Annotated in this window: 15 protein-coding genes; 7 read left to right on the forward strand and 8 right to left on the reverse strand. The window is 71.5% G+C overall.

Annotated features, from left to right (window positions below):
• Positions 1-15: 15 nt before the first annotated feature.
• Positions 16-687 (reverse strand): hypothetical protein, encoded by a 672-nt coding sequence (locus tag AB0I28_RS00145; protein WP_357488428.1) that lies wholly within the window; start codon positions 685-687, stop codon positions 16-18.
• Between the two features lie 55 nt (positions 688-742).
• Here AB0I28_RS00145 and AB0I28_RS00150 point away from each other — a divergent pair, with 55 nt between their 5' ends.
• Genes AB0I28_RS00150 through AB0I28_RS00165 form a run of 4 tightly spaced genes read left to right on the forward strand, consistent with a single transcriptional unit; the run spans position 743 to position 4617 of the window.
• Positions 743-1093, forward strand: a complete 351-nt coding sequence (locus tag AB0I28_RS00150; protein WP_357488430.1) for a PadR family transcriptional regulator — start codon at positions 743-745, stop codon at positions 1091-1093.
• Positions 1077-2018: a hypothetical protein gene (locus AB0I28_RS00155; RefSeq protein ID WP_357488432.1), complete on the forward strand. Its 942-nt coding sequence runs from the start codon at positions 1077-1079 to the stop codon at positions 2016-2018. The genes AB0I28_RS00150 and AB0I28_RS00155 overlap by 17 nt, the downstream gene beginning before the upstream one ends.
• The gene (locus AB0I28_RS00160) at positions 2015-2782 is read left to right on the forward strand and encodes an ABC transporter ATP-binding protein (RefSeq protein ID WP_357488434.1); all 768 of its coding nucleotides are present in this window, start codon (positions 2015-2017) and stop codon (positions 2780-2782) included. The genes AB0I28_RS00155 and AB0I28_RS00160 overlap by 4 nt, the downstream gene beginning before the upstream one ends.
• Entirely contained in the window at positions 2767-4617 is a 1851-nt protein-coding gene (locus tag AB0I28_RS00165) for a hypothetical protein (protein WP_357488436.1), read from the forward strand. Before AB0I28_RS00160 ends, AB0I28_RS00165 begins: the two co-directional genes overlap by 16 nt.
• A gap of 6 nt (positions 4618-4623) precedes the next feature.
• On the opposite strand, the gene AB0I28_RS00170 is transcribed toward AB0I28_RS00165, so the two are convergent.
• From AB0I28_RS00170 to AB0I28_RS00200, 7 genes are all read right to left on the reverse strand, one after another.
• Complete coding sequence (locus AB0I28_RS00170; RefSeq protein WP_357488438.1) at positions 4624-5010, reverse strand: VOC family protein; 387 nt, start codon at positions 5008-5010, stop codon at positions 4624-4626.
• Positions 5007-5303 (reverse strand): metalloregulator ArsR/SmtB family transcription factor, encoded by a 297-nt coding sequence (locus AB0I28_RS00175; RefSeq protein WP_357488440.1) that lies wholly within the window; start codon positions 5301-5303, stop codon positions 5007-5009. Before AB0I28_RS00175 ends, AB0I28_RS00170 begins: the two co-directional genes overlap by 4 nt.
• Positions 5304-5877: 574 nt before the next feature.
• Positions 5878-7407, reverse strand: a complete 1530-nt coding sequence (locus AB0I28_RS00180) for an aldehyde dehydrogenase (NADP(+)) (RefSeq protein WP_357488442.1) — start codon at positions 7405-7407, stop codon at positions 5878-5880.
• Positions 7404-8540, reverse strand: a complete 1137-nt coding sequence (locus AB0I28_RS00185; RefSeq protein ID WP_357488444.1) for a mandelate racemase/muconate lactonizing enzyme family protein — start codon at positions 8538-8540, stop codon at positions 7404-7406. The genes AB0I28_RS00180 and AB0I28_RS00185 overlap by 4 nt, the downstream gene beginning before the upstream one ends.
• Positions 8541-8559: 19 nt before the next feature.
• Positions 8560-9891 carry an enolase C-terminal domain-like protein gene (locus AB0I28_RS00190; protein ID WP_357488446.1) on the reverse strand — a complete coding sequence of 444 codons (1332 nt, stop codon included), beginning with the start codon at positions 9889-9891 and terminating at the stop codon, positions 8560-8562.
• Between the two features lie 4 nt (positions 9892-9895).
• Positions 9896-10810, reverse strand: coding sequence for a 5-dehydro-4-deoxyglucarate dehydratase (kdgD, locus tag AB0I28_RS00195; protein WP_357488448.1), 915 nt, complete (start codon positions 10808-10810; stop codon positions 9896-9898).
• A gap of 80 nt (positions 10811-10890) precedes the next feature.
• Complete coding sequence (locus tag AB0I28_RS00200; protein WP_357488450.1) at positions 10891-11778, reverse strand: LysR family transcriptional regulator; 888 nt, start codon at positions 11776-11778, stop codon at positions 10891-10893.
• A 133-nt stretch (positions 11779-11911) separates the two neighbouring features.
• Between AB0I28_RS00200 and AB0I28_RS00205 the strand changes: the two genes are divergently transcribed.
• Genes AB0I28_RS00205 through AB0I28_RS00215 form a run of 3 tightly spaced genes read left to right on the forward strand, consistent with a single transcriptional unit; the run spans position 11912 to position 14950 of the window.
• The gene (locus AB0I28_RS00205; protein WP_357488452.1) at positions 11912-12919 is read left to right on the forward strand and encodes a tripartite tricarboxylate transporter substrate binding protein; all 1008 of its coding nucleotides are present in this window, start codon (positions 11912-11914) and stop codon (positions 12917-12919) included.
• Entirely contained in the window at positions 12919-13419 is a 501-nt protein-coding gene (locus AB0I28_RS00210; RefSeq protein ID WP_357488454.1) for a tripartite tricarboxylate transporter TctB family protein, read from the forward strand. The genes AB0I28_RS00205 and AB0I28_RS00210 overlap by 1 nt, the downstream gene beginning before the upstream one ends.
• A 16-nt stretch (positions 13420-13435) precedes the next feature.
• The gene (locus AB0I28_RS00215) at positions 13436-14950 is read left to right on the forward strand and encodes a tripartite tricarboxylate transporter permease (RefSeq protein ID WP_357488456.1); all 1515 of its coding nucleotides are present in this window, start codon (positions 13436-13438) and stop codon (positions 14948-14950) included.

Below are 14950 nucleotides of genomic sequence, written 5' to 3' on the forward strand. Positions count from 1 at the left end.
AGGGTGGCCAGCGGATCAGCCGGGCCACCGCATGATCACCGGGGCCTGTGGATCGGCCATGTCCACGAGGATGTCGGCCTGTTCCGTCGGGCGCGCCTCCTCGCGGTAGAGCCGCTGGCCCGGCAGGTACCGCTTTCGGTACCGCTCCTCCACGGCCTCCACCGAGCCGAACAGGCCGAGGTCGCGCACACGGGCACGGGCCAGCGTCACGTCCTCGTCGACGTGCAGGTAGACCGACACGTCCCAGTGGTCGCGCAGTTCTGGCCGCAGCAGGAACACGCCGTCGAACAGCAGCACCGCGCCCGGCGGCGCCGCGCGGTGCGCGGGCCGTGCGGCGCGGTCGGTGCGGTAGTCGAAGGCCGAGGGAAGGTAGCGCCCGTCGCCGCCGGGCCCGAGAGGCCGCAGCACCTCGCCGACGATCGTCTCGTTGTCGAAGGAGTCGCGGTAGTAGCCCTCCGGCGACAGCGATCCGCGCCGCCGCCGCACGTCCTGCGGCCGGTGGAAGCGGTCGACGCTGAGACGGATCACCGGCCCGATCCGCGCGAGGCGGTCGGCGAGCTCGTCGGCCAGCGTCGTCTTGCCCGCCGCGTCCGGACCGTCGACGGCGACCCGCAGTGTGTGCGGCACCTCCCTTCCCGACAGTTCCGTGACCAGGCGGTCTATGCACGTTCGGCGGTCCTCCGGCATGGGCCCATACTAGATGCCGCTCCAATACTGTATCCGAATACAGTATGGTTGCCGCATGGAAGATCCCGCGCTCGCCGCCCATCTGCACGAGCTTCGGCGTGGCAGCGTCGTCAGCGCGTGCCTGACGGTCCTGACGACGCCGGCCTACGGATACGCGCTCAGCCACCGCCTCGAAGAAGCGGGCTTCGAAGTGGAGCAGAACACCTTGTACCCGCTACTGCGGAGGCTGGAAGCCCAGGGCCTGCTGGTCAGCGCGTGGAACAACGACGAGCCCCGCCCCCGGAAGTTCTACCGGACCACCCCGGCCGGCGACCGCGTCGCGACGGCCCTGCGCGACGACCTGGACAGGATGCGGTCGGCCCTCGCCGGCCTGCGGGAGAGGAACGACGATGACCTCGACGGTTGATCGGTACCTGGAGGTCGCCGTCGCCGGTGTCCCGCCCAAGGACCGCGCCGACGCCGGCCGCGAACTGCGCGACGCCATCGAAGACGGCGTCCGCGAACGCCTCGGCGAAGAACTCGACGAGGACGAGGCGGTCGAAGCCGTCCTCGTCGAGTTCGGCGACCCGCTCCTGTTCGCCGCCCGCTACCGGGGCCGCCCGCTCGGCCTGATCTCCAGCGTCCGCTACCCCGCGTGGCGCATCCTGCTGCGACTCCTGCTCGTCATCATCGTCCCCATCATCGCCGGCGTCGCCTTCGTGTACGCCGTGGAACGCGGCGCATCCGTCGCCTCGATCGTCGGCGCCGTCGCGGGAGGAGCACTGGAGGCCGTCGTGCACGTCTCCTTCTGGACGACGCTGATCTTCGCGCTCGTCGACCGCATCGTCCCGGCACCCGCCAAGCCGGAGGTGACCTGGTCCACCGCCTACCTCCCGCAGCGTTCGAGCTCGACACGCCTCGCCCTCGGCGAAGCCATCCTGTGGGCCGCGACGGCGCTCGCGGCCATCGCGGCCATCGTCGTCCAGCACGTGGTCCTCAACGAGCCGCCGCTGTCACCGGCCCAGTGGAGCTTCTGGTGGCCCGCCGTGATCGCCGCCCTGGCACTCCAAGCCGTCCTCGCCTTCGTCGTCCACCGGCGCGGATGGTCGCCCGCCCTGCGGCTGACCGCGCTCGTCTTGGACCTCGCGGTCCTGGTGCCCCCGCTGTGGCTGCTCGCCGCCGGCCGCGCGCTGAACCGCGACGCCTTCCGGGACCTCGACCTGGGAATCGCCACACCACCCGCCGACGCGCTCACCGCGGCGCTTCTCGTCGTCCTCTCCTCACTCCTCGCCTGGCGTCTGGTCACCGCGGCCCGGTCGCTGCGCCACCTCCACCCGAAAGCGGAATCATGACCACGGCACCGGCCGCCTTCCTCATCCGAGGACTCCACAAGACCTTCGGCGAGCACACCGCCGCCGACCACGTCGACCTCACCGTCGCCCCCGGCTCCTTCTACGGACTCGTCGGACCCAACGGCGCGGGCAAGACCACCACCCTCTCCATGGCCGTCGGCCTCCAGCGCCCCGATGAGGGCAGCGCCCTCGTCCACGGGGTCGACGTGTGGCAGGAGCCGCTGCGCGCACGCGCGCTCATGGGCGTCCTCCCCGACGGGCTGGCGATGCCCGAACGGCTCACCGGGCGAGAACTGCTCACGTCCCTGGGGCAGTTGCACGGCCTCGACGTCGCCGAGTCGGCGCACCGTGCCGGCGAACTCCTCGCCGTCATGGACCTCGACGGCCCCGCCGAGCGCACGCTCATCGTCGACTACTCCACCGGCATGCGAAAGAAGATCGGCCTGGCGACCGCGCTGCTGCACGGTCCCCGCCTCCTCGTGCTCGACGAACCCTTCGAAGCCGTCGACCCGGTCTCCGCGGCCACCATCAAGCGGATTCTCCAGCGCTTCGTCGCCGGCGGCGGATCGGTGCTGATCTCCAGCCACGTCATGGCACTCGTCGAGCAGCTGTGCGACACCGTCGCGGTGATGGCCGCGGGCCGCGTCGTGGCCGAAGGGCCGCTCGACGAGGTGCGCGGTGACCGCACGCTGGAGGACACCTTCGTCGACCTGGTCGGCGTCGAGGTCGGCGGCGGGAGGGGACTGTCGTGGTTGGCGTCCTGATCGGCATGAAGCTCGCCGTGCTGCGCAACACCGCGACCGGCGGGAAGAAGGCATGGGCCGCACTCGGCGCCACGGCCGGCCTCACCCTCGCCGTCGCCACGATCGTGCTGTCCTTCCTCGACTTCGCGCACCCGCGCATGCTGATGGACCTGCTCGCGGTCACCTTCGCGCTGTGGGCCCTCGGCTGGGCGGCCGGGCCCGCCTTCACCGGCGAAGCCCCGATCGGCGGACACCATTTCCAGCGCCAGCCGATCCCGCGCCGCACGCTCACCCTCGGCCTGCTCGCCTCGGCGATGGTCGCCGTCACCACCCTGGTCACGCTGCTCGCGTTCACCGCGCTGGTCGTCTTCGCCGCCCGCCTGAGCCCGTGGGCCGTGGCCGTCGCGATCCCCGCCGCGATCCTGCTGCTCCTGCTGGTCGTGCTGGCGTCAAGGGTCGTCTCGCTGCTCTTCGCGACGCTGGCCAGCTCCCGCTTGGGTGGCGTCGTGACCGCCTCGGTCACCGCGGCCATGGTCGCGCTGGCGTCCTTCTCCTGGGTCGTCTTCATCGCCGTGTACATCCTGCTCGAACACGGTTTCCCGGCGCGGGTCTCGACGGTCCTGCGCGCGCTCCCGTCGAGTTGGGGGCTGCTGTCGGTCGAGGCCGCCTCGCGCGGCGACTGGTGGGGCGCCGCCGGGCCGCTGGCCGGGCTCGCCGTTCTCGCCGTGGCGCTGTTCGGTGTGTGGTCGCGACTCCTCGGCACGCAGCCGATCACCCGTGCGGTCGTGCGAGGCTCGTCGGCGGAGTGGGCTGCCCCCAGGGGGTGGGCGGCTCGCGGTGATCTGGGCTTGTTCTACCTCCGGGAGCTGCGCACCTGGTGGCGCGATCCTCTGCGCACCCAGAACATCACGCTGCCCGTCGTGTTCGCGCTGCTCACCGCACTGTTCCCGGTGACGCTCGACTACACCGGCTTCTTCCCCTTCGCAGGCGCGGGCGCCGCCGTCATGGGCGCGGCGACGTGCGCGAACCTCTACGGCCAGGACGGAACCGCGCTGTGGATGACGCTCACGGTCCCCGGTAAGGAGAAGGCCGACGTGCGGGCACGGCAGCTCGCCTGGTTGACGGTGTTCGGGCCCATGACGCTGGCGATGACCGTCGCCGGAGTGGTCGTGCACGGAGAGGCGGCCATGCTGCCGTGGGCACTGGCGGCGAACCTCGCCGCTCTCGGCGCAGGCGCCGGGCTGCTCGTCTGGATCGCCGTCGTCGGGCTCGTGCCCGGCCCCGATCCGCACCGGAGCAAGCACTCACCGCTCGACCACGGCGACGTCACCGGCCAGTCGTTGCTGATGTTCCTGCTGACCTCCGTCGCGATCCTCCCCGCGCTGGGCGTTGCCCTGGCGGGGCACCTGCTCGGCCAGGCGGCACTGACTTGGGCGAGCGTGCCGGTCGCCATCGTGGTCGGGGCCGCCGCCTACCTCGGATTCGGTCGCCTCGCCGCCGGGCGCCTGGCCGAGACCGGGCCCGAGCTGCTGCAGCTGATGCGCACCGGGAAGCGCCCGAACGCCGCCGCGGGGACGGTGAGGCCACCGACGGCGTTCGAGACGATGGGCGCCGGAAGCCGGCTGCGCATGTGGGGCAGCATGGCCGTGGGGATCATCGCTCTGTTCCCGCAGGGGCTCGTGCCGCTGGGGATCAAGCTCGACGGCTCGCCCGACAAGGTGTGGTTCCTCGCGCTGTACCTGCCCGAAGCGTGGCAGTGGCCGACGATCGCCGTCATGATCCTCATCGGCCTGGCGGGCTTCGGCGGCATGTTCGCGGTCTACCGCGCCGAGACGCGCAGGGTGCGGGCGGACTGACCGGCCCTACTCGCTGTGGACGATCTGGATCAGGTTGCCGCAGGTGTCGTCGAAGACGGCGGTGGTGACCGCGCCCATCTTCAGCGGCTCCTGGGTGAAGGCGACACCGAGCTCGCGCAGTCGCTCGAACTCCGCCCGCACGTCTTCGACGGCGAAGGAGGTGGCCGGGATCCCATCGGCGACGAGGGCGTCCTTGTACGGTTTCACGGCGGGATGGCCGGAGGGCTCCAGGAGCAGTTCGGTGCCGGTGGGGTCCTCCGGGGAGACGACGGTGAGCCACTTGTCCTCGCCGATGGGGACCTCGTGCTTCTTCACGAAGCCGAGGACCTCGGTATAGAAGCGCAGGGCCTCGTCCTGGTCGTCGACGAAGACGCTGGACAGGTGGATCCTCATGGGTTCTCCTCGGTGGTGCCGGGCCTGAGCCATCGGGTCATGACGCGTTCGAGCGGTTCGGTGTTCAGGTCGTGGAACTTGTAGCGGCCCTGCCGGCGGGTGCCGACCAGGCCGGCGGATTCCAGCACGGCCAGATGCTGACTGATCGCCTGGCGGGTGAGCCCGAGCTTGTGCTTGGAGACCAGTCGCGTGCAGATTTCGAAGAGCGTCTGGCCGTCCCGGTCCACCAGCTCATCGAGGATGAGCCGGCGGGTGGGGTCGGCCAGGGCCTTGAAGACGTCCTCCTCCGCCATGATCCGACGATAGGCAAGTGTTGACTTGCCTGTCAAGGTGGGGCGAGGTCGGTCGCTGGTGAGGCCTTTTTATTCGTAGTCTAGGGCGAATGCTGTTAAGTCGGGCGGAATGTGGCGGCGGTTCGCGGGCAGGGGCGAGGGGTAGTGGGCCGGGTACGGCTGGAGGATGCGGTGGAGGGCGGGTCGGTCGCGGACGGGTGGTGCTGCGGACGGTGACATGGGGAGTGAAGACTCCACGGCGAGGCATATGCGGCGGCGGTAGCTCGGCGTCCACCCGCGGTCCCGCAGCACGTCGCGGGCCCCACGCCGCTGCCGTGCCACCTGCGGTGGACCGCCGGAGGCATCGCAGCCCGGCGCGCCCCAAGGCGGCCTGCGAGGTCACGCGTACGTGCGGTGCCGCTCGGGGTGATCGGTGGAGCCATCCGCGCGCAATACCGTGCTGCTCACGGAGCCGGGCGTAGTCACTCGGGCCCGCGCAACGCCGTGCGCTCTCCGAGCCCACCCCACCCACCCCGTTCTCTGCCGCGCCCGGGGCCTCCCGCCTCCCTGTCACACCTCCCCATCCCCTCCCGCCCTACCCCCGGCCCACCCGCAGCACCCCGTCCACCCGTCGCGGCACGCCGTCGTACCCCTCGCGCAGCTCTTCCGGCAGCAGCTCCGCCGGAGCGTTCTGCCAGGTGACCGGTCGCAGGAAGCGGCGGATCGCGCTGGTGCCGACCGAGGTGTGCTGGCTGTTGGTCGCCGGCCACGGGCCGCCGTGGTGCTGCGCCCATGAGACGGCGACGCCCGTGGGCTGCCCGTCGTAGAGGATGCGGCCGGCCAGCCGTCGCAGCCGGCGATCCAGTCTCCCGGGCAGCTCGACCTCGGCCGGTCCTTTGTGGATCGTCGCGGTCAGCGACGAGGGCAGTGTCGCCAACGCCGTGAAGAGCTCGGCTTCACCGGAGTAGCGGGCGACCACCGTGAGCGGGCCGAAACATTCCTCGGTGGCCTCGGGGGGCAGGTCGGCGGCCGTCGTGGTGAGCAGCCGGGGAGTGCCGCGGAAGCCGGGTGCGTCGTCGTCGGTGGCGCCGCGGGCGGCCTCCTCGATCCCTGCGGTGGCCCCAAGGAGCCCTGCTCCCTTGCCGTAGGCGGCGGCGATGCCCTCGTTGAGCATCACCATGGGGGCTGCGGAGGTGATGGCCTCGCCCATCGCCGTCACGACCTCGTCGCCCGCATCGCCCGAAGGGACGAACACCAGTCCCGGCTTGGTACAGAACTGTCCGGCGCCCAGCGTGAACGAGGCGGCGATCTCCGCGCCGAGCCGGGCGGCCCGGTCGAGCGCGGCGCCGGCGGTCACGACGACCGGGTTCAGGCTGCTCAGCTCCCCGAAGAAGGGGATGGGATCCGGGCGGCCCTCGATGATCTTGAGCAGTGCGCGGGCCCCTCCGGTGGACCCGGTGAAGCCGACGGCGCGGATCTCGGGGTGCGCGACGAGGTCGGCGCCGGCCTGCTGACCGTGCACCAGGCCGAGGGTGCCGTCCGGGGCACCGGCCGCGGTGGCCGCGGCCGCGAGCACGTCGAAGCACAGCTGCGACGTCGCCGGGTGCGACCCGTGTGCCTTGACGACGACCGGCGCGCCGGCCGCGAGCGCCGAGGCGGTGTCGCCGCCGGGAACGGAGAAGGCGAGCGGGAAGTTGCTCGCGCCGAACACCGCGACGGGCCCGACGGGGACCAGCATGCGGCGCAGATCCGGCCGCGGCCCCATGGGCGTGTCGCCGGCGTGGTCGACGGTCGCCTCCAGGTAGCCGCCGTCGCGCAGCACCTCGGCGAACAGCCGCAGCTGGTAGCACGTGCGGGCGAGCTCGCCGGTCAGCCTGGTGGCGCCGAGCCCGGTCTCCCGGTCGGCGACGGCGACGATCCTGTCACCGGCGCCCTCCAGCGCTTCGGCGAGCGCGTCGAGCAGCGACGCCCGCCCGTCGCGGCCGAGCGCTTCCAGCGGTTCGGCGGCGCTCGCGGCGGCGCGGCAGAGGCGGTCGACCTGCTCGGGCGTCGTCTCGGGGGCTGACCGGTAATCGATCTCGGCGATCTCGCCGGTGCTCGGGTCGATGCTGGGAACGTCGGTCATGTCCTTGCCTCCTGGATGACGGCGCTGTCGACGGTCCAGGCGCGTGTCTGGTCGCTGAGGGTGATGCCGAGGCCCGGCCGGCCGGAGAGGTGGATGCGGCCGTCGCGGATCTCTAGGCGCTCCTCGAAGAGGGGATGGAGCCAGTCGAAGTGCTCCACCCAGGGTTCGCGGGGGTAGGCGACGGCGAGGTGCGCGTGAATCTCCATCGCGAAGTGCGGCGCGAGCATGAGCCCGGCGTGGTCGGCGAGCGTTGCCAGGCGCATGAACTGGGTGATGCCGCCGATGCGCGGGGCGTCGGGCTGGATGATGTCGACGGCGCCGTGCCGGATGAGTTCGTGGTGCTCGGCGACGCTGGTGAGCATCTCCCCGCTGGCGATGGCGGTGTCGAGGCTGCGGGCGAGGGCTGCGTGGCCCTCGGCGTCGTAGGCGTCGAGCGGCTCTTCGATCCAGGTCAGCGCGAACCCTTCGAGGGCTCGCCCCACGCGCTGGGCGGTGGGCCGGTCCCACTGCTGGTTGGCGTCGACCATGAGGGGGAAACCGTCGCCGAGGTGCTCGCGGACGGCCTGGACGCGGGCGAGGTCGACGGCCGGCGAGGGGTGCCCGACCTTGATCTTGATGCCGCCGATGCCGGCCTCGACCGAGGCGGTGGCGTTGTCCTTGATCTGCTCCACCGACTCGTGCAGGAACCCGCCGGAGGTGTCGTAGCAGCGCACGGACTCGCGGTGCGCGCCGAGCAGTTTGGCCAGCGGCAGTCCCGCGCGCTTGGCCTTGAGGTCCCACAGGGCCACGTCGATCGCGGCGATGGCCTGCGTGGCGGCGCCGCTGCGCCCCACCGAGGCGCCCGCCCAGACGAGTTTCGTCCACAGGCGGGCGATGTCGTTGGGGTCCTCACCAATCAGTTCGGGCGCGACCTCGCGGGCGTGCGCGAACTGCGCGGGCCCGCCGGCGCGCTTGCTGTAGCCGAAGCCGACTCCTTCGTGCCCGTCCCGGGTGCGGATCTCGGCGAAGAGGAAGGCGACCTCGGTCATCGGGCGCTGCCGTCCGGTGAGGACCTTCGCGTCGCTGATCGCCTGCTTCAGCGGCAGGGTCACCGAGGAGAGCGCGACTTCGGTGATCTCGTCGATCGTGGTCATGTCGGCGTCCTTCGCGGTTTCAGCGCACGAGGCAGGGGCGTTTGGGGTCGAAGCTCCAGCCGGGGAGCAGGTAGCTCATGGCGACGGTGTCGTCGCGGGCTCCGAGGCCGTGCTCCCGGTAGAGCCGGTGCGCCGCGTCGAGGGCGTCGCGGTCGAGTTCGACGCCGAGGCCGGGCCCGGTGGGTACGGCGATGGCCCCGTCGACGATGGGCAGCGGCCGACGGGTGAGGCGCTGCCCGTCCTGCCAGATCCAGTGCGTGTCGAGGGCGGTGATCCGGCCCGGTGCGGCGGCGCCGACGTGGGTGAACATGGCCAGCGAGATGTCGAAGTGGTTGTTGGAGTGCGAGCCCCAGGTGAGGCCGAAGTCGTGGCAGAGCTGCGCGACGCGCACCGAGCCGCGCATGGTCCAGAAGTGGGGGTCGGCGAGCGGGATGTCGACGGCGTGCGCACGCACGGCGTGGGCCATCTGACGCCAGTCGGTGGCGACCATGTTGGTCGCGGTGGGCAGGCCGGTCGCCCGCCGGAACTCGGCCATCGTCTCGCGTCCGGACAGGTCGCCCTCGGCTCCGACGGGGTCTTCGGCGTAGGCGAGCACGTCGCGCAGGTCGCGGCCGAGCGCGATGGCGTCGCGCAGGAGCCAGGCGCCGTTGGGGTCGAGGGTGATGCGGGCGCCGGGGAAGCGCGCGGCCAGGGCGCGGACGGCGGCGGCCTCCTCCTCGCCGCTGAACACGCCGCCCTTGAGTTTGAAGTCGGTGAATCCGTACCGGTCCCGGGCGGCTTCGGCCAGCGCGACGATCGCCTCGGGGGTGAGGGCGGGTTCGCGGCGCAGGCGCTCCCAGTCGTCGGCCGGATCGGTCTCGGCGATGTAGGGCAGGTCGGTGCGGTCGCGGTCGCCGACGTAGAAGAGGTAGCCGAGCACGGGGACGCTGTCGCGCTGCCGTCCTTCGCCGAGCAGTTCGGCGACGGGCACGCCGAGGTGCCGGCCGAGCAGGTCCAGCAGCGCCGACTCCAGCGCGGTGACGGCGTGCACGGTGGTGCGCTGGTCGTAGGTCTGGCGGCCGCGGCCGTGCGTGTCGAGGTCGGCGTGGGTCTCGGCGACGGCCCGCAGCAGGGTCGCGTACTCGGCGATGGACCTGCCGAGCAGGATCTCGGCGGCGGCCTCGACGGTCGCGCGGATCGCCTCGCCGCCGGGGGCCTCGCCGAGGCCGACGTTGCCCGCGCTGTCGGTGAGGATCACGACGGTGCGGGTGAAGAACGGCCCGTGCGCTCCGCTGAGGTTGAGCAGCATGCTGTCGTGGCCGGCGACGGGCACGACCTCGACGCCGGTGATGGTGGGGGTGGGCGCGCTCATGGTCCTATCCGACCTTGTCGATGAGGGCGGCGAGGGCGTTCCGCTCGGACTCGTCGAGATCGGTCAACGGCGGCCGCACGCGGCCGCCGTGGCGACCGACGGCGGTGAGGCCGGCCTTGATGATGGAGACGGCGTAGCCGCGGGAGCGGTCGCGGATGTCGAGGTAGGGGATCACGAAGTCGCGCAGCATCCCGTAGACGGCGGGGCGGTCCTGCGCGCGCACCGCCGCGTAGAAGCGCAGCGCGAACTCGGGCAGGAAGTTGTACAGCGCCGAGGAGTAGGTGCTGACGCCCAGTTGGAGCAGCGGCAGCGCGAAGGTCTCGGCGGTGGGGAGGCCGCCGATGTAGATCAGGCGGTCGCCGACCTTGGCGTACGTGCGGGTCATCCGCTCGATGTCGCCGACGCCGTCCTTGAGGCCGACCAGGTTGGGATTGCGCTCGGCGAGTTCGGCGACGGTGACGTCGTCGAAGACGGCGTTGGCGCGGCTGTAGACGATGACGCCGAGGTCGGTGGCGCCGCAGACGGCGTCGACGTGCGCGATGAGCCCGGCCTGGCTGGCCTCGGTGAGATAGGGCGGCAGCAGGAGGATCCCGGCGGCGCCGGCGTCCTGGGCGGTGCGGGCCTGGGCGGCGGCCTGGACGGTGCCGCCGGTGGCCGGGGCGACGACCGGGACGCGATCGCCGACCTCGTCGACGGCCGTGCGCACGACCGTGTCGATCTCGGCCGGGGTGAGGGAGAAGCCCTCCCCGGTCCCGCCCGCGGCGAACAGGCCCGCGATGCCGGCGCCGGCCTGCCAGGCCAGGTGCTCGCGGTATCGAGGCTCGTCGAAGGCGAGCTCGTCGTCGAAGTGGGTCACCGGGAACGACAGCAGTCCGGTCGTCAGCCGGGTGGCGAGCTCTTCAGGCGTTGTCAGCGTCACGCGGTCACCGTAAGTACTGATCACGATGCCTGTCCAAGAGTGTTTCCGCATTATTTGATACCCGGGCGGTATCGACGACTCTAGAACTCCGCCTCGTCGAGCACCGCGAGGACGCGCCGGACGGCGGGGTTGCGCGAGTCGCGCGGCCACAGCAGGTGCAGTTCGACCGGCTCGGGCACCGGTGTGTCCAGTGCCGCGTAGGAGACGCCCGGGATGCCCAGCAGCCTCGCCGAAGCGGGGACGAAGGCGAGGCCGCGCCGCGCCGAGACGAGCCAGAGCATCGTCAGCACCTGGCTGACGCTGTGCACGACGTGCTCCTGGGCGAGCGGGATCATGCTCACGACCAGGTCGTAGAAGTACCGGGCCCGCAGCGGCGAGTGGAAGATGAGCGGTTCGACGCGCAGGTCGTCGGCGCCCACCGGCCGGTCGAGGGCGGTGAAGCGGTGGCCTTCGGGGACGGCGAGCAGGAGCGCCTCGCGGTGCAGCAGGCGGGAGTCGAACAGCTCGGAGTCGAAGGGCGGACGGGCGAGGCCGAGGTCCAGGTCGTCGCTCGACATGGCCGCGGTCTGCTCGCGGGTGACCATCTCGGACAGTTCGACGCGGACGTCGGGCAGTGCCCGTTCCAGTTCGTTGAGCAGCCGGCCGAGGATTCCGTAGGTGGAGGCGGCGGTGAAACCGATGCGGATGAGTCCGCTGGAGCCGGAGGAGACCCGCCGGGCGAGGTCGGGGGCGGCCTCGGCGATGGCCAGGATCCGGCGCGCCTCGGCGAGGAAGGCCGTCCCCGCGGGCGTCAGTGAGACCCGGCGGTTGTCGCGCTCCAGCAGCCGGGCGCCCACGGCGGCCTCCAGTTTCTGGATCTGGCGGCTCAGTGGCGGCTGGGTCATCCGCAACCGGGCGGCGGCGCGCCCGAAGTGCAACTCCTCGGCGACGGCGACCAGTCCCCGCAGTTGTTCGAGCGTGTAGGCCATGCAGTGAAGGTATCAATCAATGCTTTAAGAGAGTTGGACAGGCATGACAGGCGGTCATAGGCTCGCCCAACGGTGAGGCGCCTCACACGAGACCCCATCCACGCTCCCGCCCCCGTGTTTCAGGAGAGTTTCAATGACGAAAAGGCTTCGCGTACCGCGCCGGGCACTGCTGGGCACGGGACTGTGCGCGGTCCTCGCCCTCACAGGCTGCGGTGGAAACCTCGACGACAACGGCTCCGAGTCGGCCGCCTCCTACCCCGATAAGGCGGTGACCCTCCTCGTCGGACAGGACGCCGGAGGCAGCACCGACCTCACCGCTCGCGCTCTGGCCGACCCCGCCGCGGCCGACCTCGGCCGGCCCATCACCGTCGAGAACCGGCCGGGCGCCAACGGCGCCGTCGCCGCCGGTGAGCTCGCGGGCGCCGCGGCCGACGGGTACACGGCGATGCTGTTCGTCGGTTCCCTCGCCTACATCACGCCCCTGGCCGTGTCGGAGGACCAGGCCGTCGACATCAACGACTACGAGGTCGTCACCGGGCTCTCCCAGGACGACTACGTCCTGGTCGCCAGTCCCGAGTCCGGTTTCAAGACCGTCGACGACATCGCCGCCGCCGGCCGGTCGATCAAGTACGGCACCACCGGCGTGGGCACCGGAAGCCACCTCAGCCAGGCGCTGCTGTTCGCGCAGGCCGGCGTCGACGCCACCGGCGTCCCCTTCGACGGCGGAGCCCCGACGCTGACGGCGGTCCTCGGTGGCCAGGTCGACGTCGCCTCCATCCAGCTCGGCGAGGCCGCCGCCCAGATCCAGGCCGGCAAGCTCGCCCCGATCGTCACCTTCGCCACGGAACGGCCCGCCTACCTCGCCGACACGCCGACGGCGGTGGAGGCCGGGTACAACGCGCCCGTGCAGCAGTCCCGCGCGGTCGTGGTGCCCAAGGGCACCCCGCAGGAGGTCATCGACCGGCTGCGCGCGGCCTTCCAGAAGTCCTTCGAGTCGCAGCCCTACAAGGACTTCAACACCGAGCGGATGCTCACTCCCAACGAGGTCGACGGGCCCACCCTGATCCAGCAGTGGAACACCGCGCTGTCGACCTACCGGCAGCTCGTCGAGCAGTACCAGATCGACCTGAGCGGCGAGTGATGAGCGAGCCGACCGAAGACCGGCCGGCCGTCGACGAGTTCGGCGAGCCGGACCGGCCTGCGGCCGCCGGGACGGTCACGAACCTGGTGACCGCCGCGGTCGTCCTCGCCCTCGGCGCGGCGGCCCTCGCCGGGGCGCTGAGCCTCGGCGTCGGCGAACCGGCGTCCCCGGGCGCCGGCACCTGGCCGATGCTGATCGGCGGCGCGCTCATCGCCCTCGGCGTGGTGCTCGCCCTGCGCGCCCGCCGCACCACTGACGCCGAGCGCTTCAACCGCTCGGGCCTGCTCGTCCTGATCGCCGTGGCGAGCATGGTCGGCTACGTCGCGGTCATCGGCTCCATCGGTTTCGAGATCCCCACCGCGCTGCTGGCCTTCGTCTGGTTGCGCTTCCTCGGGCGGGAACGCCTGCTCACCTCGATCATCGGCGGCCTCGCCATGGTCGCCGCGTTCTACCTGCTGTTCATCGGCGCGCTGAACGTGAGCATCCCGCACCTGTTCTAGAAGATTTGGAGGACCGTTGGGCGACCTGTCCCCGGTACTCGACGGCTTCTCCGTCGTCGTCGAACCGACGAACCTGCTGTACTGCCTCATCGGCGTCGTCATCGGCATGCTCATCGGCGTGCTCCCCGGTCTCGGCCCGGCGGCGACGATCGCCATCCTGCTGCCGCTCACCTTCGGCCTCGAACCGGTCACGTCGATCATCATGCTGGCCGGGATCTTCTACGGCGCCCAATACGGCGGCACCATCACCTCGGTGCTGCTGCGCCTGCCCGGCGAGGCGTCGTCGGTCGTCACCGTCTTCGACGGCCACGCGCTGGCCCGGCAGGGCAAGGCCGGGACGGCGCTCGGCATCGCCGCCATCGGCTCCTTCGTCGGCGGCACCCTCTCCATCCTCGCGCTGACCCTGGTGGCGCCCTTCATCGCCGGTTTCGCGCTCGACTTCGGCCCGCCCGAGTACACCGCGCTGGCCCTGCTGGGCATCCTGCTGGTGTCGACGATCAGCAGCGGCAGCAAGGTCAAGGCGCTCACCGCCGCCGGAATCGGCCTGCTCCTGGCGACCGTCGGCCGCGACGGCTTCACCGGTGCCGAGCGCTTCACCTTCGACAACCTCTCCCTGGCCGACGGGCTCGACTTCGTGCCGATCGCGATGGGTCTGTTCGGGCTCGGCGAGATCCTGCACAGCCTTGAGGAGCGCCACCGCGCCGAGAAGGCGCCCGCGCCGGTCGCCAACGTCTGGCCGAGCCGCGAGGACCTGCGCAAGTCCAGCGGCGCCATCGGCCGCGGGTCGGCCCTCGGGTTCGTCCTCGGCGTCCTCCCCGGCGGCGGCGCCGTCTTGTCCTCGTTGGCCGCCTACGCGCTGGAGAAGCGCCGCTCACGCAACCCCGAGCGCTTCGGGCGCGGCGCGATCGAGGGCGTCGCCGCGCCGGAGTCGGCGAACAACGCCGCGGCCACCTCGTCGTTCATCCCGCTGCTGTCGCTGGGCATCCCCGCCAACGCGACGATGGCCGTGATCTTCGGCGCGCTGCTCATCCAGGGCGTGACGCCCGGCCCGCAGCTGGTCACCGAGCAGCCGGAGCTGTTCTGGGGCGTGGTCAACTCGATGTACATCGGCAACGTCCTGCTGCTGATCATGAGCATTCCGCTGGTCGGACTGTTCGTGCGCATCCTGCGCGTGCGGGCGGCGATCCTCGCGCCGATCACCGTGCTGATCACCCTCGTGGGCGCCTACACGGTCAACAACAGCGTCTTCGACATCGTGCTGGTCATCGTCTTCGGCGTCCTGGGTTACCTGATGAAGAAGCTCGGCTTCGACCCCGGACCGCTCGTGCTGGCCTTCGTGCTCGGCTCCCTGCTGGAGAGTTCGCTGCGCCGTTCGCTGCTCCTCTTCGACGGCGACCCCACCGGCTTCGTCACGCGGCCGATCTCGGGCACCCTCCTCGCGCTCTTCCTCGCCGTGGCGCTGCTGCCGGCGCTCCAGGCGTGGCGCAAGCGTCGGCGGAAGGAGCGGGAGCGCGTCGAGGAGGCGGTCTGA

The organism is Phytomonospora sp. NPDC050363, from assembly GCF_040655735.1.
Lineage (GTDB): Bacteria > Actinomycetota > Actinomycetes > Mycobacteriales > Micromonosporaceae > Phytomonospora.